Origin of the sequence: Ponticaulis sp. (genome assembly GCF_029210165.1) — a bacterium.
In the GTDB taxonomy this organism is placed as follows: Bacteria; Pseudomonadota; Alphaproteobacteria; order Caulobacterales; family Hyphomonadaceae; genus Ponticaulis.
On the sequence record NZ_JARGNT010000001.1, the window covers coordinates 871,607 to 896,353 of the forward strand.

At 54.9% G+C, this 24,747-nt stretch carries 27 protein-coding genes; 8 read left to right on the forward strand and 19 right to left on the reverse strand.

The features are described 5' to 3' along the window. Position 1: 1 nt before the first annotated feature. From P1U45_RS04340 to dnaK, 9 genes are all read right to left on the reverse strand, one after another. Positions 2-1,513 (reverse strand): MFS transporter, encoded by a 1,512-nt coding sequence (locus P1U45_RS04340; RefSeq protein WP_301057671.1) that lies wholly within the window; start codon positions 1,511-1,513, stop codon positions 2-4. Between the two features lie 85 nt (positions 1,514-1,598). Beyond that, on the reverse strand, positions 1,599-2,375 hold the full coding sequence (locus tag P1U45_RS04345) for a tyrosine-protein phosphatase (protein WP_293609167.1): 777 nt from the start codon (positions 2,373-2,375) through the stop codon (positions 1,599-1,601). A 24-nt stretch (positions 2,376-2,399) separates the two neighbouring features. After that, on the reverse strand, positions 2,400-3,860 hold the full coding sequence (locus P1U45_RS04350) for an amidase family protein (protein WP_293609166.1): 1,461 nt from the start codon (positions 3,858-3,860) through the stop codon (positions 2,400-2,402). After that, complete coding sequence (gene dapB, locus P1U45_RS04355) at positions 3,857-4,675, reverse strand: 4-hydroxy-tetrahydrodipicolinate reductase (protein WP_301057672.1); 819 nt, start codon at positions 4,673-4,675, stop codon at positions 3,857-3,859. Before dapB ends, P1U45_RS04350 begins: the two co-directional genes overlap by 4 nt. Before the next feature lie 46 nt (positions 4,676-4,721). After that, a complete protein-coding gene (locus tag P1U45_RS04360) occupies positions 4,722-5,216 on the reverse strand; it encodes a TerB family tellurite resistance protein (protein ID WP_301057673.1) in 495 nt (164 codons plus the stop codon). A gap of 120 nt (positions 5,217-5,336) precedes the next feature. Then, positions 5,337-6,281, reverse strand: a complete 945-nt coding sequence (locus P1U45_RS04365; protein WP_301057674.1) for an MBL fold metallo-hydrolase — start codon at positions 6,279-6,281, stop codon at positions 5,337-5,339. A gap of 136 nt (positions 6,282-6,417) precedes the next feature. Then, positions 6,418-7,557 (reverse strand): molecular chaperone DnaJ, encoded by a 1,140-nt coding sequence (dnaJ, locus tag P1U45_RS04370; protein ID WP_301057676.1) that lies wholly within the window; start codon positions 7,555-7,557, stop codon positions 6,418-6,420. Between the two features lie 29 nt (positions 7,558-7,586). Continuing rightward, positions 7,587-7,934, reverse strand: coding sequence for a hypothetical protein (locus tag P1U45_RS04375; protein ID WP_301057677.1), 348 nt, complete (start codon positions 7,932-7,934; stop codon positions 7,587-7,589). 33 nt (positions 7,935-7,967) lie between these two features. Then, a complete protein-coding gene (gene dnaK, locus P1U45_RS04380) occupies positions 7,968-9,884 on the reverse strand; it encodes a molecular chaperone DnaK (RefSeq protein ID WP_301057678.1) in 1,917 nt (638 codons plus the stop codon). A 243-nt stretch (positions 9,885-10,127) separates the two neighbouring features. On the opposite strand from dnaK, the gene P1U45_RS04385 reads away from it, so the two are divergent. From P1U45_RS04385 to P1U45_RS04395, 3 genes are all read left to right on the forward strand, one after another. Continuing rightward, positions 10,128-10,733, forward strand: coding sequence for an alpha-ketoglutarate-dependent dioxygenase AlkB (locus tag P1U45_RS04385; protein WP_301057679.1), 606 nt, complete (start codon positions 10,128-10,130; stop codon positions 10,731-10,733). A gap of 84 nt (positions 10,734-10,817) precedes the next feature. Next, positions 10,818-11,030: a DUF2061 domain-containing protein gene (locus P1U45_RS04390; RefSeq protein ID WP_293609159.1), complete on the forward strand. Its 213-nt coding sequence runs from the start codon at positions 10,818-10,820 to the stop codon at positions 11,028-11,030. Positions 11,031-11,084: 54 nt separating this feature from the next. Next, on the forward strand, positions 11,085-11,705 hold the full coding sequence (locus P1U45_RS04395; RefSeq protein ID WP_301057680.1) for a VanZ family protein: 621 nt from the start codon (positions 11,085-11,087) through the stop codon (positions 11,703-11,705). On the opposite strand, the gene P1U45_RS04400 is transcribed toward P1U45_RS04395, so the two are convergent. From P1U45_RS04400 to hrcA, 6 genes are all read right to left on the reverse strand, one after another. Further along, positions 11,702-12,508 (reverse strand): class III extradiol ring-cleavage dioxygenase, encoded by an 807-nt coding sequence (locus P1U45_RS04400; protein WP_301057681.1) that lies wholly within the window; start codon positions 12,506-12,508, stop codon positions 11,702-11,704. The two genes, P1U45_RS04395 and P1U45_RS04400, sit on opposite strands and share 4 nt — an antisense overlap. Before the next feature lie 78 nt (positions 12,509-12,586). After that, positions 12,587-13,939, reverse strand: coding sequence for a Na+/H+ antiporter NhaC family protein (locus tag P1U45_RS04405; protein WP_301057682.1), 1,353 nt, complete (start codon positions 13,937-13,939; stop codon positions 12,587-12,589). Between the two features lie 106 nt (positions 13,940-14,045). After that, the gene (locus P1U45_RS04410; RefSeq protein ID WP_301057683.1) at positions 14,046-14,435 is read right to left on the reverse strand and encodes a VOC family protein; all 390 of its coding nucleotides are present in this window, start codon (positions 14,433-14,435) and stop codon (positions 14,046-14,048) included. A gap of 104 nt (positions 14,436-14,539) precedes the next feature. Beyond that, positions 14,540-15,745, reverse strand: coding sequence for a hypothetical protein (locus tag P1U45_RS04415; protein ID WP_301057685.1), 1,206 nt, complete (start codon positions 15,743-15,745; stop codon positions 14,540-14,542). A gap of 163 nt (positions 15,746-15,908) precedes the next feature. After that, the gene (locus tag P1U45_RS04420) at positions 15,909-16,514 is read right to left on the reverse strand and encodes a nucleotide exchange factor GrpE (RefSeq protein ID WP_301057686.1); all 606 of its coding nucleotides are present in this window, start codon (positions 16,512-16,514) and stop codon (positions 15,909-15,911) included. After that, entirely contained in the window at positions 16,515-17,582 is a 1,068-nt protein-coding gene (hrcA, locus tag P1U45_RS04425; protein WP_301057687.1) for a heat-inducible transcriptional repressor HrcA, read from the reverse strand. Positions 17,583-17,728: 146 nt separating this feature from the next. On the opposite strand from hrcA, the gene rph reads away from it, so the two are divergent. Next, positions 17,729-18,445 (forward strand): ribonuclease PH, encoded by a 717-nt coding sequence (gene rph / locus P1U45_RS04430; protein ID WP_301057688.1) that lies wholly within the window; start codon positions 17,729-17,731, stop codon positions 18,443-18,445. A 129-nt stretch (positions 18,446-18,574) separates the two neighbouring features. Here rph and P1U45_RS04435 read toward each other — a convergent pair whose 3' ends face one another. The 3 genes from P1U45_RS04435 to P1U45_RS04445 all read right to left on the reverse strand — a co-directional run bounded on the left by P1U45_RS04435 (position 18,575) and on the right by P1U45_RS04445 (position 19,910). Next, positions 18,575-19,072, reverse strand: a complete 498-nt coding sequence (locus P1U45_RS04435; protein ID WP_301057689.1) for an asparaginase domain-containing protein — start codon at positions 19,070-19,072, stop codon at positions 18,575-18,577. 121 nt (positions 19,073-19,193) lie between these two features. After that, positions 19,194-19,433 carry a helix-turn-helix transcriptional regulator gene (locus tag P1U45_RS04440; protein WP_022693704.1) on the reverse strand — a complete coding sequence of 80 codons (240 nt, stop codon included), beginning with the start codon at positions 19,431-19,433 and terminating at the stop codon, positions 19,194-19,196. Positions 19,434-19,439: 6 nt separating this feature from the next. Next, a complete protein-coding gene (locus P1U45_RS04445; RefSeq protein ID WP_301057690.1) occupies positions 19,440-19,910 on the reverse strand; it encodes a DUF2975 domain-containing protein in 471 nt (156 codons plus the stop codon). 414 nt (positions 19,911-20,324) lie between these two features. Here P1U45_RS04445 and rdgB point away from each other — a divergent pair, with 414 nt between their 5' ends. Beyond that, positions 20,325-20,927, forward strand: a complete 603-nt coding sequence (gene rdgB / locus P1U45_RS04450; protein WP_301057691.1) for an RdgB/HAM1 family non-canonical purine NTP pyrophosphatase — start codon at positions 20,325-20,327, stop codon at positions 20,925-20,927. Continuing rightward, positions 20,927-22,090 carry a radical SAM family heme chaperone HemW gene (gene hemW, locus P1U45_RS04455; protein ID WP_301057692.1) on the forward strand — a complete coding sequence of 388 codons (1,164 nt, stop codon included), beginning with the start codon at positions 20,927-20,929 and terminating at the stop codon, positions 22,088-22,090. Before rdgB ends, hemW begins: the two co-directional genes overlap by 1 nt. 2 nt (positions 22,091-22,092) lie before the next feature. On the opposite strand, the gene P1U45_RS04460 is transcribed toward hemW, so the two are convergent. Next, a complete protein-coding gene (locus P1U45_RS04460; RefSeq protein WP_301057693.1) occupies positions 22,093-23,403 on the reverse strand; it encodes a penicillin-binding protein activator in 1,311 nt (436 codons plus the stop codon). A 66-nt stretch (positions 23,404-23,469) separates the two neighbouring features. Here P1U45_RS04460 and rsmI point away from each other — a divergent pair, with 66 nt between their 5' ends. Then, on the forward strand, positions 23,470-24,351 hold the full coding sequence (gene rsmI / locus P1U45_RS04465) for a 16S rRNA (cytidine(1402)-2'-O)-methyltransferase (RefSeq protein ID WP_301057694.1): 882 nt from the start codon (positions 23,470-23,472) through the stop codon (positions 24,349-24,351). Beyond that, on the forward strand, positions 24,351-24,734 hold the full coding sequence (locus tag P1U45_RS04470) for a YraN family protein (RefSeq protein WP_301057695.1): 384 nt from the start codon (positions 24,351-24,353) through the stop codon (positions 24,732-24,734). The genes rsmI and P1U45_RS04470 overlap by 1 nt, the downstream gene beginning before the upstream one ends. The last annotated feature ends 13 nt before the right edge of the window (positions 24,735-24,747 follow it).

The following is a 24,747-nucleotide window of genomic DNA, read 5'->3' on the forward strand; positions in this document are numbered from 1 at the left end:
CTTAATCGTTCTGCTGGCCCTTCTGATATTTCACGGTCAGCATAACGACGATACCAAACAGGAAGAGCACGCTGATCGTTGCCATGCCAATGCGCTGGGAATTGAACATGCGCGTGAAGGTTTCCACGAGCAGCGGGCCGAGCCAGACAGTGATCGTGCCCGCAATCGCGTACAGGCCGAAAAATTCCCCGATCATCTTCTTCGGCGCCATTGCAACAAGCATGGAGCGCGAGGACGAGATGCAGGCTGTTGCGAACACAGCCAGAAAACCGGCTACGCCCAGATAAGCCCAGTCATGCAGATGGGAATATACCGGCCAGTCGACGAGCTGACGCGACTCTACCAGGCCGAAGAAAATAGATTCTTCGGTGATAGAAATCAGGCCGACTAGAACGATCACAAGCGCGATCAGCTCGATCAGAAGAGAGGTTTTGACACCCAGTCTGCGATCCATCATTCCGCCAAGGAAACCGCCAAACGTGCCGAAGATTGAGAGCCAGATCGCATAGCCGACCAGCTCCTGAAAATTCCAGTTCAGTGCGCCGGCTACATAAACGGCACCAAGCGCAAGAAGTGCCGCCATGCCGTCTGCATAGATCATGCGGGCAATCAGAAACTTCATCGTCTCTTTGTAATGGCTTGCCCGTTTCAGCGTCTGAAACAGTCCGGCAAGACCTTCTTTGGCAGCCTTCGACCAGCTCGCGCCTTTCTTGCCTGCGTCCGGCGACCAGAGGAAGAATGGACCGACAAACACAAGGAGCCAGATTGCGGCGAGCGGACCTGCAATACGGAACTGGTGCTGTTCAGACACATCGAAGCCGAAGATTGGCGCAGAAAGCGGCCAGCCGAACTCGCCCGGCATCGCGATCAGGAATACAATAAGCAGCATGGCAATTGTGCCGCCCAGATTGCCCAGCGCCAGACCATTACCCGATACGTTTGGCAGAAGCTCCGGGCGCGCCGCATCTTTCAGCATCGCGTTATGGGTGACCTCTGAATAGGTATAGCTGACCGCAGCAACGATCAGCGCCAGACCGACCGCCCAATATGGCAGGCCAGCTTCACCTGGCATTGTCCACCAAAGACTGAAGGACATGAGCGCCAGAAGGCCCAGAAACACCATCATGATCGGTTTGCGACGCCCGCCCCGATCCAGCGTGGCACCTAGAATGGGCGCAGTGATCGCAGCGGCAAATCCGGCCCATTTGGTCACGCCTGCCACAAAGGCCTGACCATACGCGCTGGCGGCGTCGCCAATCTGCGAGGTATCCAGACCGGCAAACTCACCGCGCGCAACGGCATCAGCCGCGACGATACCCGCAAGATAAGGCGCGAAAATGTAAATAATGACGAGGAGATAATAAGGATTGCGGGCGAACTCGAAGATGACCCAGCCAAGCGCTGGCTTGTCCCAGACACCACCGCGATCTTCCGGCGCGACCGAACTTGGCAAATCGCCATCCACGGCAGCCGCCATTGCAGGGCGGACGCCCTCCTCTTTCATCTCGGTCATGTCTTCTCCCTCGGTAGCGGTTTTCCGCTTTTCAACAAGGAGACTACAAATTGTAAGGGATGACCAGAATTATATCGCTGCCCGATCAGGCCTCAATGTATTTGCGACGGATCGTGTCTGCGCGTTCTTCATTCACACCCAGAACTTCGGTCATGTAATTGCGCGGCGAGCCATGCGCATCGCTCATCACTTCCAGCGCATTCTCAAGATAGACATTGCGCACCCCCATGAATGGCCGGAACACGTCGGTTTCGTGATTGGTGCCGAGCATTTTGTTGAAGCGCTCGCTCGCCAGAGGCAGGAATTTCTCAATGTCTACAGCGCGATTGGTGAGGTCATAATCCTCAAACATATCGCGCTCGTTCACGCCGAACAGAATGTGGGTGAGCGCACAGATAATGCCCGTCCGGTCCTTACCGGCTGCGCAGTGAACAACAGACGCGCCATCAGCCTTTTCGATCCCGTCAAACCATTGTCGGAACAGCTCGATATGGTGATCCTTGAACGGCGCCTCACGATAATAGTTGGTCATATAGGTTTCGATGGAATCAGGCGTCACGTTATCCTGCGTAAGCGCTGCGACATGAGCGGGTGTTTCCTGGCGTCCGCCATCTGTTGAGACCCGCAGCACATGTTCAGCCGGCCATTTATTCGGCTGGCGGTCGCGCTCGTCGGGGCGTCGGAGATCTACGTGGAAGGTGACATTCAGCCCGTTCAGAAAGGCAAGATCGTCATCCGTCGCTTCGTTATAATGGCCGGAGCGAAACAGCAGACCGGAACGCACACGCCCTGTCGGGGTGTCATACCCGCCAAAGTCACGAAAATTGCGAACACCTTCGAGCGGCTTTACACGGTCCTGCATGATCTCTCCCCTGATCTGTCGTTTCTAATAGACACCTAGATCAGTCGTGGGCCTTCGGTAACCCCCGAGAAGCCCTTCAATTGCTTCGGCGATATCAAGAAGACGCGCATCAGAGTTTTGCGGGCCAATAATCTGAATGCCGACCGGCAGACCTGACGGCGTACGCCCGGCAGGAATAGAGACAGCCGGAAGGTGGAGCGCCGACGCAAGCGAAATCCAGTTCAGATGCGTCGCATAAGGGTGCGACTTCCCATCAAAGGTGATGAAGCGCTCCAGCACCGTGCCGCGCGTATTGTGCGGAATCGCAGGCGTCGCAGAAATCGGCATGATGAGCGCGTCATAGGATTTGAAGAAGTCACGCAGGATACGTTTCAGCGCGGCACGGCGACCATCGATTTGCATCCACTCATGATGGGACAGCGTCGCCTTAACCGCCCAGTTGCCATCAGTGAATTGGGATTTCTCATACTTCTGAAGTCGTTTCAGGATCGGTCGAAGCAGCTTCAGGCCGACGGAACGAAGCTGCGGCATATCCATCGCGACAACCGGTATGAGCAGCCCCAGATAAACGTCCATCAGCTCTTTAGGATCGACATCAGGCTTCACGCGCACAACTTCGGCTTCGGAAGCTTCAAGCTCACGGACCGCGCTGGAAATCACCTCCTGCACAGCAGTCGACAACGGCCATTCTTCCTGCTCGGACCAGACGGCGAGCCGCTTGTTTTCAAGTGACAGCGCAAATCCGCTCTGCGTGGCCGTCGCACCCGCCTGAATGACAGAGCGCATGATCTTAAGGTCACGCACGGTGCGCGCCATCGGCCCGACAACATTCAAGTCCACTTCACCGGCATATTCAGGCGACGGCGGCACATGGCCATGCTGGGAGACAAGACCGAAAGTCGGCTTTAGCGCGCAAACACCGGTAAAGTGAGACGGAATACGCAGAGATCCCCCAATGTCAGAGCCAATCTCGACCGGCGTAATGCCGGATGCGAGCGCGGCGGCCGATCCGCCAGATGACCCGCCTGGCGTTACATCCAGATTGTAAGGATTGTTCGTCTGCCCGAAGAGGCGGTTAAACGACTGCCACTCTCCCGCAAGATAAGGCACGTTGGTCTTGCCCCAGATGAGACCACCAGATGCCTTGACCCGCATGACAACATTCGCGTCTTCTACAGGGCGTGCGCGGTTTGCAAATTCGGGCGCACCGGCAGTCGCGGGCATATTATCAACGTCAAACGTGTCTTTGATCGTCATGGGTAGGCCGTGCAAAGGGCCTAGAATTTTGCCATCCGCGCGCATCCGGTCCAGAGCATTAGCGTGCTGACGCGCGCGCTCCAGATCAGTCTTGATAACGGCGTTGATGGTTTTGTTGACGCGATTGAACTGATCCACATGCAGATTAAGAAGCTCGACGCTCGTAATCGTACCGAGGTTCAGCGCCTCCATCTGGCGCCATGCCGGCTGGAAGCAGATATCACTCACAGGCCAAGAACATCTTTCATGGAATACCAGCCTGCCGGTTGGTCCGCGCCCCATTTAGCGGCTTTCAATGCGCCGCGCGCAAACACGTTCCGGTTCAGTGCAGAGTGCGCGAGCGTAAGCGTTTCTTCTTCAGAGCCGAAGCTGACTTCATGCTCACCGATCACGCCGCCAGAGCGGCGTACAGAAAAGCCGATCTTGCCTGCAGGACGCTCGCCAGTGATCCCGTCATAGGGCGCAAGGCGCACATCCTTCAGATCAACATCGCGGCCATCAGCAGCAGCTTCGCCGAGGAGAAGCGCGGTCCCGGACGGCGCATCAACCTTGTGACGGTGGTGGGTTTCAAGGATTTCAATATCCCAGTCTTCACCGAGAGATTTCGCCGCGCGCTCGACAAGCGCCGCGAGCATATTCACACCGAGCGAATAATTCCCCGAATAGATGATCGCGTAGCGATCAGAATACCCCTGTAAGGCGGTAATTTCCTCATCCGACATGCCGGTTGTGCCAACGACGACGCAACGGACACGCGTTCCCTTAAGCGCGTCCATCGCTGCAAGCGTCGCTTTCGGGCGGGTAAAGTCGATAAAGCAGCTTGCATCGCCTGCGGCCGCATTGACGTCAGACATCAGCGCAACGCCGGTTGTGCCCTTGCCCAGAAGCTCGCCAATATCCTTACCAAGGTCGTGGAATGCAGGTGCTTCGGTTGCACCAACCAGCTTCAGAGACGGATCGTCAATCGTAAGCATGGAAAGCGCGCGGCCCATGCGGCCAGCGGCGCCAGATACAGCGATATGTACAGGGGCAGTTTCAGACATGGCGCTATAGAAGCCCAGCCTCAGCGCAAGTCAATCAGACGTTTGATCAAAACAGCTTCGTCTCAAAGGCACGTTTGAGTGAGCCCAACAAACCGTACTGGCTCGCCCACTCTTTGATTTCATCAGATTCTTTCTTACGCAAGCGTGCCTGCTCTTCAGAGAAGCTTTCAAGGTCAGCCGTGACCGAGCCGATATCAATGCTCGCGAGATGTTTGATCTGGAAGCGCTCGATAAGATCACGTTCAGCGTCGGAAAAGTCATTGTCCTGCTGGAAGATGACATTCGACATATCAATCAGGCGGGCGCGGTCCTGCGGATCGGTAATGTCCGGCCAGACGCTGGATAGCTTAACCGGCTGATCCACTTCACCGTGAAGCTGGGTGCGATCTTCAGCGCTCAGACCGTGATGATTGTCGATGATCTCGTGGAGTGTGGATTTCTCATCCGGATGCAGCTCGTGATCAGCCCATGCCAACGCAATCAGGCCACGATAAAGTGCCAGCTTGCTCACATATTGGTTCTGAATAGCGGTATCAGCCACGGTCACACTCCTGATGTCTGGTCAGAATTTTAGGCTGAGAAGCTTAATGTCCGGCGAATCGGACTGATGGAAATGACCGGATCGGCACTCCCATCAGCCCTAAATTCAAGCGTTAAGCGCTTAGTCTTCTACGAAGACAAAGCCATCATCGCTCGTTTCAATATGGCCAATGCCCGGGAACGGGAAGTGATAGGCAAAGATGGTTTCACCTGTCTCTGCCAGTTCGGCGAGCAGCGCCTCACGGCTTTCGCGCGCAACCGGCTCGTTCATATCAAACGCAATTGTCCAGCCCGGATGACCGACAGACAGCACAAAGTGGTGCATGGAATCGCCAACATAAAGCAGCGTTTCCTCGCCAGAAGTGATGCGGAAACCGGAATGGCCCGGTGTGTGGCCATGCGTATCAAGCGAAGTAATGCCCGGCAGAATGTCTGCTGTGCCGGCCTCGAAGGTTTCAACCATCGGAGACACCGCAGCGACAATTGCCGCCTGTTCTTCATTCGTCTGCATGAAGTCCCACTCTTCAACAGACATACGAACTGTCGCGTTCGGGAAGGCTGGCTCACCCTCGGAGGTGATCAGCCCGCCGACATGATCAAAGTGCGAGTGAGAGATGAAAATGTCTGTGATATCAGCTGGCTCGACGCCTGCATCAGACAGAGACGTCATCAGACCGCCAGCAGGCGGACCACCTGTGCCCGTGTCGAACAGGATTGTGCCATCAAGCAGCATTGGGTGGAGAGAGAGGCTAAGCGTATCGCTTTCAAGACCAGCCTCATCGAGCGCTTCAACCACATCTTCAAGCGGCTGCGCACCGAATGGCGACTGATCGACCGGCATGGTGAACTGGCCGTCTGTCAGCGCAAGCGCATTGATCTCGCCAATTTCGAACGCCAGCACATCGTCTGACATGACCTCTGACGCTTCGGCTTCTGCCACTGCTGGCTCAGCAGCTGGTTCAGCTTCAACAACAGCTTCCGGCGCAGGTGGCAGCGTCTCTTCGCCTGCACAAGCCACTACGGAAAGTGCCAGCGCGCTGACGGATAGTTTTGTGAGAAGGTTCATCTGATGCCCCCTTAGGCTTTGAACGACGTAGAAATCTAGTCAGACAAACGCCTCAACGCCAAGCGGGTTCATTTGAATTTTTCGCGAATGCAAAGTGAAAGGGCAGCACGAACCGGCCGCCCTCCTGACTGACATTCTAACGGGCTTCGTCAGCGTCCGTCAGATCGTCCCAGAACCGTTTGACCTTGCCAAGGAAGCCGTTGCTCTCAGGGTTACAGTCTTCACCGGATTCATCGCAGAACTCGCGCATGAGTTCTTTCTGACGTGCTGTCAGCTTTTGCGGTGTTTCCACGAACAGTTCGACATAGAGGTCACCGCGCGGGCCACCACGAAGCGATGTCATGCCCTTACCGCGCAGGCGCATACGGCGGCCTGTCTGCGCGCCTTCCGGGATGGTAATACGCGAACGGCCCCCTTCAACGGTTGGGATTTCAATATCGCCGCCAAGCGCCGCGGTGACCATTGTCACCGGTGCACGGCAGTAGAGGTTTGGTCCGTCACGTTCGAAGATTTCATGGTCGAGGACTTCTACGAAAATGTAGAGATCGCCCGGCACGACGCCCGGTCCGCCCGGATCACCCTCGCCTGAGAGACGGATGCGCTGTCCGCTTTCAATACCCGCTGGAATATTAATGGAAAGCGTCCGCTCTGTCTGAACATAGCCCTGGCCCGCACACTGGCGGCACGGATCTTTGATTACGGTTCCACGGCCTGCACATTTCGGGCAGCCACGTTCCATTGTGAAAAAGCCCTGCTGCACGCGGACGCGGCCACGGCCATGACAGGTCGTGCAGGTTTCTGGCTGTGTGCCCGGTTCAGCGCCCTGCCCGTCACAACGGTCACACGCTTCCTTGCCCGGCAGCGTGATTTCCATATCGCGGCCGTTAAAGGCATCTTCCAGTGAAATTTCAAGGTCGTAACGCAGATCCTGACCGCGTGCCTGAGCGCGTCCGCCGCCTCGGCTTCCGCCAAAGAATTCAGAGAAAATATCGCCAAAAATGTCGCCCGGGTCGACACCCTGACCGAACGGATTGCCGCCCCCGCCGCCTTGTTCAAAGGCTGCTTTGCCATAACGATCATAGGCTGCGCGCTTATCGCCATCCGACAGGATAGAATAAGCTTCGCCTGCCTCTTTGAACTTCGCTTCAGCTTCAGGATCATCCGGATTGCGGTCCGGGTGAAATTTCATGGCCAGCTTGCGATAGGCGCTCTTGATCTGCTTTTCGTCGGCATCCTTGGCTACGCCGAGAATGTCATAATAACTCCGGTCAGACATTGGTCATTCCCTGATGGAAACGAGGCCGATCAGTCGGTACGGCTCGTATCGTAATAAGTCTCACATCCCTCGACGACCGTACGAAATTGCGTGTCGCCGGAGTCGCGCGCTTCTGTCAGCGCTGCGATGTAGAGTTCGAGTTGATTCTCGAAATAAATCTCATTTGCCGCGATACCCTGCGTCTGAAACCAGTCCGAAGCCTGAACATATTTCGCGTGCTGCGAAATCATCATGCCGGGCCAGCCGCGCGCGAGATCGAGGGCCGCCGAACACAAGGCGGCATCATCTGCATCCAGCGATCGTTGAGCCATCGCTGGCTGGAAAAATGACAAGGCCAGCACCGGAACAATGAAGGTCACATGTTTCAGGCTGGCCATGTCGTTTTCCTATTTAGCGTCAGCTAAGGCAGGTTAGGCAGACTTCTTGTCGTCGCCGACATCTTCGAAGTCAGCGTCGATGACATCGTCATCTGCCGCGTCGCTTGCTGCGTCTGCAGCCGCTGCCGCTTCACCCTCAGACTGTTGCTGAGCGTAAATCGCTTCACCGAGCTTCATGCTTGCCTGCATCAGCGCCTGAGTTTTAGCCTGGATGTCTTCCAGATCTTCGCTCTCAGCGGCTTTTGTCAGGTCAGCCATAGCGGCTTCGATGTCGCTCTTGATAGATGCGTCTACCTTGTCGCCATGTTCAGCGAGTTGTTTCTCGGTAGAGTGGACCATCGCTTCAGCGTTGTTTTTCGCTTCAACAAGTTCACGACGTTGCTTGTCCGCGTCAGCGTTTGCTTCCGCTTCCTGCATCATCTGGCTGATCTCGTCGTCAGAAAGGCCGCCATTCGCCTGAATGGTGATCTTCTGCTCTTTGTTGGTCGCTTTGTCTTTCGCAGACACGTTCACGATGCCGTTGGCGTCAATGTCGAACGTAACCTCGATTTGCGGCATGCCGCGCGGTGCTGGCGGGATACCTTCAAGGTTGAACTGGCCGAGCATTTTGTTGTCGGCAGCCATTTCACGCTCGCCCTGGAAGACGCGGATCGTCACAGCTGGCTGGTTGTCGTCAGCTGTAGAGAAGACCTGAGACTTCTTCGTCGGGATTGTCGTGTTACGGTCGATCAGACGTGTGAAGACACCGCCAAGTGTTTCGATACCAAGGGACAGAGGTGTGACGTCGAGAAGAACAACGTCTTTCACATCGCCCTGCAGAACGCCCGCCTGAATTGCCGCGCCGAGCGCAACAACTTCGTCAGGGTTCACACCTTTGTGCGGCTCGCGACCGAAGAATTTCTTCACCGCTTCCTGAACCGCTGGCATACGCGTCATACCGCCAACGAGAACCACATCGTCGATTTCGCCAGCGGATTTGCCTGCGTCAGCAAGCGCTTTCTTGCATGGCTCGATTGTGCGCTTCACGAGGTCATCAACAAGGCTCTCAAACTTCGCACGGGAGAGTTTGATGTTGAGGTGTTTCGGACCTGTTGCGTCAGCCGTGATGAACGGAAGGTTCACTTCGTACTGAGACGCAGAAGACAATTCTTTTTTGGCTTTCTCCGCTTCGTCTTTCAGACGCTGAAGCGCCATTTTGTCAGCTTTCAGGTCGATGCCGTTCTCTTTTTTGAACTCATCAGCCAGATAGTCGACGATACGAATGTCGAAGTCTTCACCGCCAAGGAAAGTGTCGCCGTTTGTAGACAGAACTTCAAACACGCCGTCACCGATCTCGAGGATGGATACGTCGAATGTACCACCACCGAGGTCATAAACTGCGATCGTTTTGTTTTCAGACGCTTTGTCGAGGCCGTAAGCCAGCGCAGCGGCTGTCGGCTCGTTGATGATGCGCAGAACTTCAAGACCGGCAATTTTACCAGCGTCTTTCGTAGCCTGACGCTGAGCGTCGTTAAAGTAAGCTGGAACCGTGATCACGGCCTGCGTAACTTTCTCACCGAGATAAGCTTCTGCTGTCTCTTTCATCTTTGTCAGAATGAAAGATGAAACTTCCTGCGGGGAGTAGTCTTTGTCACGACCTTTGACCCATGCGTCGCCGCTTGGACCTTTTGTGATCTCGTAAGGAACGAGCTTCTTGTCTTTCTCAACAGTCGGATCGCCGTGTGCACGACCGATCAGACGTTTGATCGCAAAGAAGGTCTGCTCAGGGTTGGTGACGGCCTGGCGCCGTGCAGGCATGCCGATCAGACGTTCACCACCTTCAGCGAAAGCGACAACGGATGGCGTTGTGCGTGCACCTTCAGCGTTTTCAATTACCTTGGCATCCTTGCCGTCCATAACGGCGACACAGGAGTTTGTCGTACCAAGGTCGATACCAATAATTTTTCCCATTCTACAATCCTCTGGTTAGCCGTCATCCGGCCTGTTGGATGGCCTGCAAGCAGCGCCTAAGCCCGATGACTCTACGGATACGTGAAGAGCGAACTCCTCAGGCTTCTGGCTGGATATGGGAAAAGATTCGAAAGGCTCAAGGCGTCAATGCATTTTGACCTCGCGAAATTGTGAAATTTCCGGGTGACGGCTCGGTAGAGCGCTCTATCTTTATGAATAGCGATAAAAATCAGCGGAAAATCCATGGAAATCCGGCCAAACGGAACACAATTTTTTTCACAACACGTGAGCACAAAGGATCAGAATCTGCTGCTGGAAGACATACGCGCCCGGATTCCCGAAGCCCCGCTTTATACACCCACAATGCCTCGTACGGGAAAATCCATGTCTGTGCGCATGACTAATTTCGGCGCTGCAGGCTGGATGAGTGACGCCAAAGGCTATCGCTATCAGCGGGCCCATCCTGAAACCGGCAGTCCATGGCCGGATATTCCGCAAAGCATCCTCAACGTCTGGACGGGCCTCTTACCCGACGCCCCTCTGCCGGATGTCTGCCTCTGCAATTATTATCCTGCGGACGCCAAAATGGGGCTGCATCAGGATAGAGACGAGCAGGACCTGACCATTCCGGTGCTGTCTATCTCTCTGGGAGACACCGCCCTCTTCCGCCTTGGCCAGACAACGCGCGGCGGCAAAACCCAGTCATTCAAGCTGAGATCCGGCGATGTGATGATCCTTCGCGGATCAGACCGTCTCGCCTATCATGGCATAGACCGGATTTATCCCGGCACGTCCTCGCTTCTTAAACAGGGCGGGCGGATCAATCTCACACTAAGAAAAGCTTTATAGCTGGTATCGCAATTATCAATTTGAGAATTATTCGCAACTAACCCACATTCAGTTCGTTGCTTTATCATGCAAGGACGAACCAGAATGTTGAAAACAATTACCTATGGCCTGATGCACCTGACCGTCGCCATTGCCGTTGCCTTTGCATTAACCCGCAACTGGCATGCGGCCTTAGCCATCGGCCTGATCGAACCCTTCGTGCAGACCATTGCCTACACTGTGCATGAAAAGCTCTGGTCGCGTGCAAAAAACCGGCTTGAACCGCACGCCGATCATCATCTGATCCCTGCGCCTTGATAGCGCCTCAAATTCCGTCCAAACGACTAAACGGACAGGCGGGATGAACGGCGTTTGAAGCTCTATTTCTATATATTTGTGGCAGGAGTTTTTGCGGCATCACTGATCATGCTCGCAATTGCGGTTGCGTGGCGCGTCCTTCCTCAGCATCGCGACCGCGCAGAGCCTCACCTGCGCAAGCTCGCCTGGGCGGGATTGGTTGTAACGCTGTGCATGGTCATCTTTGTCACCCATTTTCCTATTCCGGATGACTTCGAGGCATATTGCGAGTTTCCTTGGCGGGCACGGCGAAATATGGACGTCCTCCACACTTGGAACCAGTTGAACCTACATATCGAGCGTCGCGGCGAGATTGATCTTGTACGCATCATCACCTCCGGCACGGCGGTGCAATTCGGGCTCAACCTGTTCATGCTCGCCCCGTGCGCATTCTTCCTGCGGGCGGGCTGGCGTCATGGATTATGGACAGCGCTTGCGATTGGCTTTGGAACATCTATGGCGATTGAGACCAGTCAGCTTACAGGCATTTTCGGGATTATGCCGTGCGCCTATCGCACCTTCGCGACCGAAGACCTCTGGGCAAACACGCTCAGCGCTGTGATGGGATGGTTTGCCTTCCACCACATTGTCTCCCCGCTTCTGAAGCGGGAAGACAAGGAAGACACAGCCAGCTAGCCGAAGCGATAACCGGACACTGCTTTGCCGAGCACGATGTCAGAATAGATCTGCTCACCCTGATCACCCGTCGCAGCGCCTGCTGCGATCATCATCGGTAAAAGGTGCTCAGAAGTAGGGTGCACGGCGCGTGCGGTTGGCACTTTCAGCCATTGCGCCAGCTTGTCATTACGGCCGTCCGTATCGGTTGCCGCATCAGTCAGCCATTCATCGAATGCTACTGAATCCGGGTTTGTCACCAGCGGCTGGTGATAGAACTGACGCAGATTGTGATAACTGAGGCCAGACCCGATGATCAGAACGCCCTCATCACGCAGCTTTGTCAGCGCCTGACCATAACGGATCTGCTCTGCCGCATTATCCGTGTTCAGCATGGAAAGCTGCAGGATCGGCACATCAGCATCCGGATAGATCAGCTTGAACGGCACGAACACACCATGGTCGAGGCCGCGCTCTGTTTCCTCAGCGACGCGGTAACCGGCATCGTTTAAGAGCTCTTTTGTCCGCGTTGCCAGCCAGCCGGACGTCTTCGCAGGCCATGTCAGCTCATATGTATGCGGCGGAAAGCCGTAATAATCAAAATAGAGCTCTGGCGCTTCGGTGGTGATCATTGTCGGCACATCGGTGAGCCAGTGTGCTGAGATAATCAGGACCGCTTTTGGCGGCTCCGGCAGGTCTTCCGGCAGCTTTTTCAGAAAGTCTGCCATACGGTCCCACGTGTCCGCAGGTGTGCCAGGACGCGGATCCATGAAGAAACACGGACCACCGCCATGCGGGATAAAATAAGTTGGCATACGGGTCATGTTGTATCTCCGTTTCGTTACGTGAGGTCAGAAATGACGGTTCACGCACTAAAGCGCAAGTACACACCTTTTGGTAACCTATACAACAGCCAAACCGGCCACAAGATAGAGCACACACGCTATGCCTGCTGTTGTCAGCGCATAAGGAAGCTGAGTTCGCACGTGAGACAGGTGTTCTGAGCCGGAGGCGACACTCGCAATCAACGACGTATCGGAAATCGGAGAGCAGTGATCGCCAAACACACCGCCGCCAAGTACGGCTGCGAGCGCCAGTGATGGCGGAATACCAAGCGCGGCGGCCAGCGGCATGGCGATTGGCACCAGAATGCCATATGTGCCCCAGCTTGTGCCCGTCATGAAACTGGTGAGCGCCGCGGCGATGAACATCACCACAGGCACGGTGAATGGCGGAATGGATTCAGCTGCAATCGACGCGATATAGGCGCCTGTTCCAAGCTCTCGCAAGGAGCCGCCAAGCGCAATTGAGAACCAGAGCACGGCGACCATCGGCACCATTTCACCCACGCCTTTAAAGGCTTTTTCCTGAAGCTCCGAGCCGGAATAAACCTTGTTGAAGAAGAGCAGGCCTGCAGCAACCATGATCGCCAGACAGATTGCCCAGAGGATGGAGCCCGCACCGTCACCATCGGTAATATCGCCATTGCCCGTCCACGCCATGAAGCCAAGCGCCGCACCAACCATGATCACCAGCGGCAGCCACATATAAAGCGCCTTGGTCGGTTCCGGCCCCGCCTCGGTAATGGCATTCACCTTCTGGTCTGCCGTTTTCATCGGGCCGAACACTTTGCCGGAAATGGCAGTGAAATATACGCCGATCAGGGTCAGGATTGCATAGAAATTCCACGGGATAGAGCCGAGCACCACATCCAGCGGGCGGTCGAACCCATAATCTGCGACAAGGCTCAACGCATACGCGCCCCAGCCATTCAGAAGGATAATCACGCTCACCGGCGCCGAGGTGGAGTCGATGATGTAGGCAAGCCGCTCACGCGAGAGCTTATGCGCATCATAAAGCGGTCGACCAAGAACACCGGAGGAGAGCAGACTTACATTCGTCTCGATGAAGACAACCGTACCCGTCGCGGCCACGGCGAGTTCTGCCTTACGGCGGCTACCGGCAATGCCCGAACGGATCAGCATATGCGCCATCGCAGAGACGCCGCCAGAATCCCGCATATAGGCGATGAGCGCGCCTATCAGCAGACAGAAGACCAGAATATGCGCGTTATAGCTGGAGGCGAAGACCTCCATGTTCCGGTCGGCAACGCCCAGAAGACCCATGCCCGGATTGAATGCCGCAATCAGGGTTTCAGACAGAAACAAAGCGGTCAGCAGCGCCGCATATACATTGCGCCAGACAACGGCGACGATAATCGCCGCAACCGGTGGAATGATTGTCAGAATGTCCATGCGCCTGCCCCGCTTCGATACCGACTGAACGTGTGACAGAAACAGATGGAAAGCCAGACCTGCGATTAAAAATCACTATTTGGTCAACGCGGTGAGACCAAACCGGTCACAAATCGCCAGCACTCGGCAACCGCCAAGCCGGAAAGCGCCGGTTCTGCCCCGCATGAAACAGGCAGAGCTCATTTCCGGACGGGTCTTTGAAGCGGGCTTCACGCCAGCCCCATGCTTCATCGCGCGGCGCATTCAGAAATTCGACGCCCCGGGCGCATAAAGCCTCATAGCGTGCATACACATCATCGCATTCGAAATAGATCACCATGCCCGGCGGCATGGCGTGATCAGCCACATGTAACGAAAGCGTTGAACTGCCGGACGGAAGCTCAAAACGGGCATAACGCCCTTGCGAATACACAATCGGCTTGAGGCCGATCTGCCCGTAAAACTGATAGGCGGTTTCAAAGTCCGTGACCGGCAAAGTCACCTGATTGAGGTCCATATCTCATCCTTTCATGGAGAAAGGCGCATTTATGGAATCTCAAGCGCAGTTGAGATCAAGAGCTAAACGGCAGGTCGTCAATTGCGCGCTAGGCAGACGCAGACCTACTCTTCATTGTCCTCTCTGATGAGCTCATAAATTTCGGATAGCGCAAATTTCTCATCCGGATTGGAAGAAAAGAATCTCGGGGTCAAGATTGCCCTAATCTTCTCCTGCACTTCTGATGGCAATGTGGAAAGGTAAGGTCCCAATGCCGCTAGTTGAAGTTGCCTCTCTCGCGAAGTCTCAGCGGTTCTTTTCAGTCGACGAGCCTGTGCAATCGCGTATGCTGCAGGCGCGAATAAGACAGTTGAAGTTGGCACTCTGGCGAGCACCTGCAGCCAGTCAACATTGGTAAACCCAGACTGAAAATAAGATGCTAAGCTTGGTCCAACGAGCATTATGATGCCCAACGTCATAAAAGCGTAAGCAACTACATCCCAAAAAACAGCCGATCTTTCGGAAATCTTCGCGCGCTGCACATAGCCACCAATTAGAGAATTTTCCCCGACCAGATTATATAGTTCTAGAATGGCCTGATGTTTCAGAGCGGCGTCACTCTCTATCTCATCAAATTTCTCTGTTCTCCGGGCCGTCTCAGACTCAATTCTCTCACGGTTCTTTTTTAAAAATTCGCTCAATTCATCATTGAAAGCATCAATGACTTTTTCACGCGAAATCCTCATCTCGTCTAAAAGCTTTTGAAACGCCTCACTTCGAGTCGCCTGAGAATTTGTGAATTGAGTTTCAACGTTACCCAATCCAGCGGAAATCCGAGCTTGCTCTTCCGTAATCCTAGCTCGCAAAGTGTCAGTTTCGGCCTTTAGTTCGTTCAACGTGTTTTTGTTGGTATCGATTTCTGAACGCAGCTCTTTGATGATCTTCTGAGAAACATCGCCGACCTCATCCAGAACACTTCGATAAACGTTCTTTCGACCGCTTCTAAATTTTGTCGGGAAAGCCGCTAAAGCTGAGCTCAGGTGGTTTTGGGCATTCGACAGATGTCCCAAGTCTCGGCTAGAGTTAAATGAGTTAATTTGAGATTTGCAGCTCGATAATTGCTGATGCGCATTCTGGAGAGACTGAGTTGGAATCTGGTTTCGTTCGGAACCGCTAACGTTGTCCCGCAGCAGCGCAAACAAAGCGAACAACCTATCAAACCTGAGGGTTTCAGCTTCAGGTATCGTTTCTTTGAGTTCCGAAAATGAACTTTCCAAAGATTCGAACAGCGGAAAAATCGGATGCTCCGCTATCTGTTTTACAGTATCCAAAACACTATCCTCTGAGACAAACTCAGGAATAGAACTCTGATTCGATGACTTCTTGAAATTGCAAGAATATCACTTGATACAACAGTAATTGCACCAATTCACACCCAAACCAAAACACCCCCGCCGCAGCGAGGGTGTAAAAACCTTGGATCGAGTGCTCCGGCTAGCCCGCGCTAACGGCCACCATAGCGGCGCGGAGCGTGCGGTTACCGATCTTCCAACCTGTCTGGAAGGTCGCTGCAACTTTGCCAGACGGATGCTCTGAAGGGATCTGGCTGACTGCCTGATGCAGGTTCGGATCAAAATCAGAGCCCGGTTCTGCATGGATCGCTGTGATGCCGTGACGAGCAAACGTCGCGTGCAGCTCTTTCTGGATCGCTTCTACACCAACGAGCAGGTTTTTACCCGCGTCGGAAAGGCCATCCCGTTCGCCTTCCGGCAGCGCGTCAAGCGCGCGCGCGAAGTTGTCGGACACAGGCAGAAGATCGCCAGCGAATTTCTCAACGGCATAAACGCGTGTGTCAGCGACCTGACGCTCGGCACGCTTGCGGATGTTGTCCATCTCGGCATGCGCGCGTAGCACCTGATCTTTCAGCTTCGCGTTCTCGTCGGCCAGCATCTGGAAACGCTGCTCCATAGAGATTTCGTCTTCTGAAGCCTTGCCGTCCATCTCGTTAGCCGCCGCTTCCATAGCGTCAGCCATTTCCTGTGCAGCTTCGCTCAGCTCCACATCGTCCTGGATTTCTGATGGGTCTCTGCCGTCACTCATTTACTGTCCATCCCGTTTCTGGCGGCCATCCAGTATCTGGCCTACCACTTTGGCTGTGTAATTTACCATAGGTATCACCCGGGCATAATTCAGACTCGTCGGTCCGATCACGCCCAGAGCGCCTACAACTTTTCGGTCGCTGTTCATATAGGAAGAGACGATCATGCTGGAACCCGAAAGTGAAAAGAGAGAGTTCTCAGAGCCGATAAAAATGCGCGCTCCGGCAGCATCTCTTGTAGAATCAAGCACTTCCAGCATGCTTTTTTTCCGTTCCAGCTCATCGAAAAGATGGCCGATCCGGTCAAGATCTTCCTTTGCGCTGGCCGTTTCGAGCAGATTTGCACGCCCGCGCACGATCAAAGACCGTCCGCGGTCAGGTTCTTCGCCCGACCATTCCACAACGCCAAGGCGGATAAGATTGGCCGCCGCGGCATCCAGCTGGGCGCGTTTTTCGCTGAGTTCGCGCTCAATCTCCATGCGCGCTTCGGAGAGGCGTCGCCCACGCATGCGGGCTGTGAGATAGTTAGACGCTTCCATCAACGTGGTCGGCCCGATCTCCGGTCCAAAATCGATAATGCGGTTTTCAACATCACCGCCATCAGAGACGAGAATACACAGCGCGCGCGCAGGCCCGAGCGGAATAAACTCCACCTGACGGACCGGATCATCGCTTTTCGGAGACGAAACGAGGCTCGCCCCGCCTGTGAGGCCGGACAGAACCTCAGATGCTTCGTTCAGAAGCTCATCCATGTCGCGGCTGACGGCTGCAAGGCGGGATTGAATCTGGTCGCGATCATCCTCACCGACTTCACCGACTTCCAGTAGGCTATCTACAAAAAAGCGAAGGCCCGCATGGCTTGGCCTGCGACCGGCACTGATATGCGGTGCATCGAGCAGCCCGAGTGAGACAAGATCCGCCATCACATTACGGATAGACGCAGGCGATAAGTCCACGCCGCGCTTGGAAATCGTCCGCGAGCCAACCGGCTCACCTGTTTCAAGGTAAGCTTCTACAATCGTCTTGAATATATCCCGCGATCTACGGTCGAGCGCTTGCAGGCTGGTCATAACTGAAGGGTCCGAACGTTTAAGGTCTTTCGCGCCTCAAGATTTGAGGTCATTGCCAGAAAATACAAGTCTTTCCTGCAGGCCATGATAGACGAACCGTCCGGTGATGATTAGACCGGCACCCAATTTCATCTGGAGATAATATTATGCGCCCATCCGGACGGCAGGCAGACCAGCTTCGAACCATTTCACTCGAAACCAATGTAAACGCGTATGCGGAAGGCTCATGCCTTGCCAAATTCGGCAATACGCATGTGCTTTGCACAGCAAGCTGGGAGCCGCGCGTTCCAGGCTGGATGAAGGGCAAAGGCGAAGGCTGGGTGACGGGCGAATACGGCATGCTGCCACGCGCGACACACACACGCGGCCGCCGTGAAGCTGCCGCTGGCAAACAGTCTGGCCGTACGCAGGAAATCCAGCGTTTGATCGGTCGTTCGCTTCGCGCCATCACCGATCTCAAAGCGCTTGGCGAAAACCAGATCACAATTGACTGCGATGTCATTCAGGCAGACGGCGGCACACGTACAGCCTCTATTACTGGCGGCTATATCGCGCTGGCGCTGGCGTGCAAATACCTCGTCAAAGAAGGCGTGATCGACAGCTTCCCGCTGACAGCGCAGGCAGCAGCCATTTCGTGCGGCGTCTATAAAGACGTTCCAGTTCTGGACCTTGATTATCCGGAAGATTCAGAAGGCGAAGTCGACGCAAACTTCGTGATGACCTCTGACGGCAATATCATCGAAATTCAGGGCACAGGCGAAGAGCGTAGCTTCACACCGGACGAATTCGCAGAACTGATGCGTCTGGCGCAAAAAGGCTGCGGCGAACTGTTTGAAGCGCAGCGCGACGCTATCGGGGAATAAGTCCCACACCCTTCTAAACACATCAGACCCCTGTGGCGTGGGGGTCTGAGCTCCGTGTGCCCTCACAAGCAAGGCGCAGGCGCAGATCGCCCGAGCCTTCAGCGAGGAAGTGCGATCGAGCACAAAATATCACACATCAAACCGGCCGGACTTAACGTCCTTTGAAACCTCACCGGCTTTGAAAACCCGGCCATTCATGACCGCATACACGCCAGCCGGCAGAGCCTGCGCCGCAATCACTGCACCGCCGACGTTGAAGCCAGCATCCGACTTTCCAAGCGCAAACGGGCGAAGCGCGCCGGTGAGCACAACCGTCTTGTCACCGGTCTTTCCATCCAGAAACCGAGCCGTCTCACCCATCGTACTGGTACCATGCGTGATGACGATATGCGCTTCAGGCACGATCTTCACCGCGCTTAGAATGTGGGCGCGGTGATCTTCTGTCATATCAGCGCTATCGAGGCTCATAATGGGCTGCACACGCGGAAAATGAGTTTTCCCGACCCGCAGCAGTTCCGGCACATTGGTCACGTTCTCGGTGTTCAGAACCAGACTCTCGGTGAAGGTGTCATGATCCTTATCAAGCGTTCCGCCTGTGGTGAGGATAACGAGTTTTTCCATAGACATAGCGTGGTGCCGTCCTGCCAGGTGTCAGACATAAAAAGAACGCGGGAACAGGTTTTCCGCGCGTCGCTTAATTGAAGAAATATCAGAAATGGTCATGTCCGGACAGAGTCCGGGCGTGAATTCACTCGGCCGCGGCTTGCTGGCCGTCCTCATCCTCTTCATCATCAAACACAAGAAGATCTGCCGGCTGACAGTGCAGCTCGCGGCAAAGCGCTTCCAGCGTTGAGAACCGGACGGCTTTCGCCTTACCGGTTTTAAGAATGGACAGGTTGGCGAGTGTCACACCGACCCTATCACTGAGCTCCGTCAGTGACATGCGGCGGTCCAGAAGGACGCGATCTAGGGTAACGCGAATCGGCATATATTATCAGATTGTCATTTTTTCTTCTTCGCGCAAGCGCGTGCCTTCGGCAAACACCTGGCTCAGGACCATAAGAGTGATCACCGCGACCCATGCGGCGAGGTTAACAGAGAAGTTCACTGATGTATTCACCAGGAACATTTTAGCTGCAAAACCAATGGCGTGGCGACAAAGTTCCATTCCCGCGACAATCAGCGCAAGCTGTGTAAGTCGGCGCGCGTTTTCCGGGACGAATGGATCGCCATCAATAAGAGTTTTGAGAATACGCTTGAGCTGGCCGGCCATAAGAATGAATCCGACCAGAATAACGATGAGACTTGCAAAGCCGATCAGATAAGTCGGCGTATCAACGGAGATATTGCCTTCAAGCACAGGCAATTGCAGTGCGCCGCCGGAGAGATCAGTGGCCATTGCGATCACGAGAACCGTGACGCAGATACCCAGAACCAGCCAGCCGAGGCTGGTGATAACGCTCATCAGCACATGCAGTGCCGAAGCGATTGATCCTTTTCCTAAAGCCTTCAGCGGCATTGTGTCGTCAGCTCCAGTTGTTCGTTGCAAGGGTGGAGGCCATATGCTCACCACCCTGCCTAAACCGCAACTACTATACGCTCAAGGGCGAAAGTGCGGTGAGGTAACCGGTTAGTACTACCATGGGCGCGCCAAAATAAACCAGCCCGATCATGAGACCCGATACGCCGGATTTGAGAGTACGCATTTTAAAAAAGTCCTTCTTGCTCTAGTTAGAAAGCCGTTCAACGAACCGTGACACTATGTCGGGAGGAAAGTGGCTCGCCTCGGCTTGTCCATAAACAATAATGTTTTATCGAAAAACAATCAAGCATAAATTTATCGAAAAACATAAAATCGATGTGATGAAGGTGTGATCTGATGACCAGAAAGCTTGCTCCCGGCAACCTGATTGCCGCCACCCAAAACTCCGGAAAAGTCAAAGAATTGAAGGCGCTATTTGAGCCTTTGGGGTTCCAGGTACGCTCCGCAATCGAACTTGATCTTGAAGAGCCGGAAGAGACCGAAAAAACTTTTGCAGGCAATGCCGCTTTGAAGGCTTTGGCAGCCGCAAGGACCACTGGCGAGCCTGCTTTGTCAGATGATTCAGGCCTGGAAGTGTTTGCTCTTGATGGTCAGCCAGGCATTTATTCAGCACGCTGGGCCGGTGAGCCGCGCAGCTTTGAAAATGCCATGAAAAAAGTTCAGACCGCTCTGGAAGAGAGAAACGCCGATGATTATTCGGCGCGATTCGTCTGCGCCCTCGCTATTGGCTGGCCGGATGGCCATACCGAAATCTTTGAAGGCGAAGTTCGTGGCCATCTGGAATTCCCCGCCCGCGGCGATAAAGGCTTCGGCTATGATCCCATTTTCGTCGCTGAAGGTGAAACCATCACATTCGGCGAAATGGATCCTGACCGGAAACACGCCATGAGCCACCGCGCCGATGCTTTTGTGAAGCTGAAGGCTGCGCTGGAGATTTAATGTCGGGCTCGCCGCGCCTTCCTGACGAGCTGTTCGGCATATACGTCCACTGGCCGTATTGCGCGAAGATTTGTCCGTATTGCGATTTCAACGTCTATGCGGCGAAATCGCGGGACAATTCAGCTCTGGAAGCGGCGATCCTGAAAGATATAGAAGGATATGCGGCCAGCCTGACGGGCCGCACACTCACATCTTTATACTTTGGCGGTGGTACGCCTTCTTTGTGTACCCGGTCATTTCTATCCGAGGTGATAGAGACATCCGCCGTAAGGTTTGCCCCGGATGGCGATATCGAGATCACTCTGGAAGCCAATCCCGAAGACATTACGCCTGAACGTCTGAAAGCGTGGAAGGGGGCAGGTGTGAACCGGCTTTCACTCGGAGTGCAGGCTTTGAATGATGATGCGCTTCGCTTTCTTGGGCGCAATCACACCCGCGACGAAGCCCGCACAGCAATTGATGCAGCGCTAAATGTTTTTCCGAACACATCGATTGATCTGATTTATGCGCGGCCGGGCCAGAGCATTCCCGATTGGCTGGAAGAGCTCGATAGCGCGCTTTCAACGGGCGCGCCGCATCTATCACTCTATGAACTGACCATCAAAGAGAAGACTGCGTTTGCCAAACAGGTCGAGCGCGAGCAATTCATTCCGCTCGATGAGGATGCGCAGGCTGACCTTTATATAGAGACACTCAAACTAACTGCTGAGCGAGGCCTGCCTGCCTATGAAGTCTCCAACCATGCGCGTTCGGAGAACTATTGGTCGAGGCATAACCTTACCTATTGGCTGAACGGCGAATGGCTTGGCATCGGCCCCGGCGCAGAAGGTAAGCTGGAATTACAGGACGGGCGCACGACGACGATCGCTGAGCAACGCGTTCCGGATTATATCAGCGCCGTAGAAGAGCGCGGAACCGGCTCCGCTGAGACCTTCTCTCTCACCGGCACTGAAGCGGCTGAAGAAGCTGTCATTCTGGGCCTGCGTTCAAAGCGCGGCGTAGAGCGCGCCAGTGTCGAGGCCCTACTTGGCGCACCGCTGAATGCGCGAAAGCTTGAGAGCTTTAAAGAAAACGGCCAGCTCCTTGAAGAAGCTGGCCGCATATCATTGACCGAAAAAGGCTGGTTGCTGGCCGATTATATTGCCGGCGAAATCCTGCCCTGAGCCTAGCTGCCACCGACCACAAAACTGTCTGGCGCATCTTCGACAAGCACCGGACCGCTCGGGCGGATCGACATGATAGACAGACCGCGTTCGATTGTGCCGTCTTCGCGGAAGCGGAAGAGACCATTCACACCGCGGAAGCCGTCAGCTTCAAGAAGTTCGTCTTCTGATACGCGGCCATCAGCGAGGAAAGATATAGAAAGCGCCGCAGCGTCATAGCCAAGGCTGGCAAGCGATGCAGGTTCGCTATTGTAAACGCCCTGGAATGCATTGCGGAAATATTCGGTGTCCTGCGGATCAGGCATCGCAAAGTTGGCATTTTCCAGAACCGGCTCGCGCCAGATTTGCGGATCGTTCCAGATGGACGTGCCGATATACTGAAGCTGGCGCAGATTGACTTCATAATAAGGCAGCAACGGAGCGACAGCGCGAAGCTGAACGCCATTATCCGGGATCATTACCGCAACGCGTTCGGTCCGGTTCAAAAGTGAACTATTGATACGACCAGCCAGACGGCGCGCCTCATCTACAGGCGCCTGATTGTCTGATGCGTAGAATTCCGACGCAATGACAATGCCGCCGCGACGGGCCGCTTCAAAACGCAGAGCCGTTTCCACGCGGCGCGAATAAGTAGACGCCGGCCCCATAAAGGCAAACTTGCGAATACCCTGAGCCATTGTGTGATCCACAATGCGGGCGACTTCTTCTTCCGGCGGGAAGCTCATCAGATATGCGCCGCCACCTGCGGCAGACCGGTCATTTGAAAACGCGATGACAGGAATGTCTGCTGCACGCGCCGTTGTCGCAACCGATTGAACGCTCGTCGCAAAAAGCGGACCGATAATGACGTCAGCGCCTTCATTGATCACTTCAGTTGCTGCAGCAGCCGACTGACGTGCGTCACCAGCCGTATCCTTCGGAATAATCAGAATGTCTGTGCCAGCCTGATCAAACAATGCCATCTCGATAGCGGCAAGAAGACCCGAGGCTTGCGAACGCACACCCGCGCGCGAGTGAGAGAAAGGCAAAAGCACGCCGACGCGGCGGATCTCGCGGCCTTCCATGAATTCTGGTGTAAGGAAGAGGCGGGCATCCGGACCGGTTTCTTCAGGCTCTTCCGGCAAAACCTCTTCAGGCTCTTCCGGCAGCCCACCGGTTGGCGGAGGCGGCGGCTCAGGCTCTGTGCGCGGCTGACCTGTAGAGATCGGCGCAGGCGGACGCGCAGGCGCAGTTGCACAGGATGCCACAAGCAATCCCGCCAGAAGCAGGCTTGGCACCACAGAAAACTGCCTTAAAGCTAGAACCGGTTTCATCGTCTACTCTCCCAGGTCCCCCAGATCGGACCGTCATACCTTATGGACGCTATCGAGGTAATGCCCGTGACACAACTTATTCGCTCAGTCGATTTGTCATCGGCTTTGTATGTGGTGGCAACACCAATTGGCAATCTCCGGGACATAACTTTACGCGCGCTCGATACGCTTACCGCCGTGGATGTGATTTACGCAGAAGACACCCGCCAGACACGGCGCCTGCTGGATGCTTATGGAATTAAAACCACCCTACGCACCTACCATGACCATAATGGGGCGCAGATGCGGCCTGTTATCATCGAAGCGCTGGAGAAAGGCGAACGCCTCGCCCTTGTTTCAGATGCAGGCACGCCGCTTATTTCAGACCCGGGCTTTAAACTGGTCCGCGATGTGCGTGAGGCGGGCTTTGATGTCGTCCCTATTCCAGGCCCGTCTGCGCTGACCGCAGCCCTGAGCGCTGGCGGACTACCCACCGACACCTTCACCTTTGCAGGCTTTCTGCCGGTGAAAACCGGCCAGCGTCTGGAGCGCCTGAAATCCTTCGCAGACCAGAAAACAACTTTGGTTCTCTATGAAAGCGGCAATCGGCTCGATGACACGGTTGAGGCAATCATCGAGGTATTTGGCGCCGAAACCGAGCTCGTCATGGCGCGCGAGCTGACTAAAATGTTCGAAACGATCATCCATTCAGAGGCCGGCGCCTTTCTCAGCCAGCTCAAAGAGGATGGCCCACCAAAAGGTGAGATCGTCCTCATGGTGTCACTCACGGGTGAGGGGCAGGTTGAGGTCAGCGAAGAGGATATCGACGCCTATCTGATCGACCGTATGGCCAATCTCGGTGCCAAGGGCGCCGCCGCCGAAGCATCCAGAAAGTTTGATCGCCCCAAGCGCGAACTTTACGCCCGCGCTGTATCTCTTCAGGACAAAGCGCGCGGTGATAACGGATAATGGCGCAGAATAAGAGGCAGAAAGCAGAAGCTGCAGGCCGCTGGGCCGAACGCTATGCCTGCCTCATCCTCGCGCTGAAGGGCTATAAAGTCCTCGCCACACGGCAGAAGCTATCGTCCGGAGAGCTCGACATTGTCTGCCTCAAAGGCGCGCTGGTCGTCATTATCGAAGTGAAGAAGCGCGCCCGCCTGGACGACGCAAAAGAAGCCGTCTCCATGCAAAACTGGATGAGAATTGGCCGTGCCGCAGACCTCTGGCTGTCGCGCCATGGCGATCTTTACAATGCAAACCGGCGCTATGACCTGTTCGCAATCGCGCCCGGTTTAACCTTTTGCCACATTCGCGACGCATGGAGACCCGATTTTCCCCTAACTCATGGTTAAGAGACAATGAGTA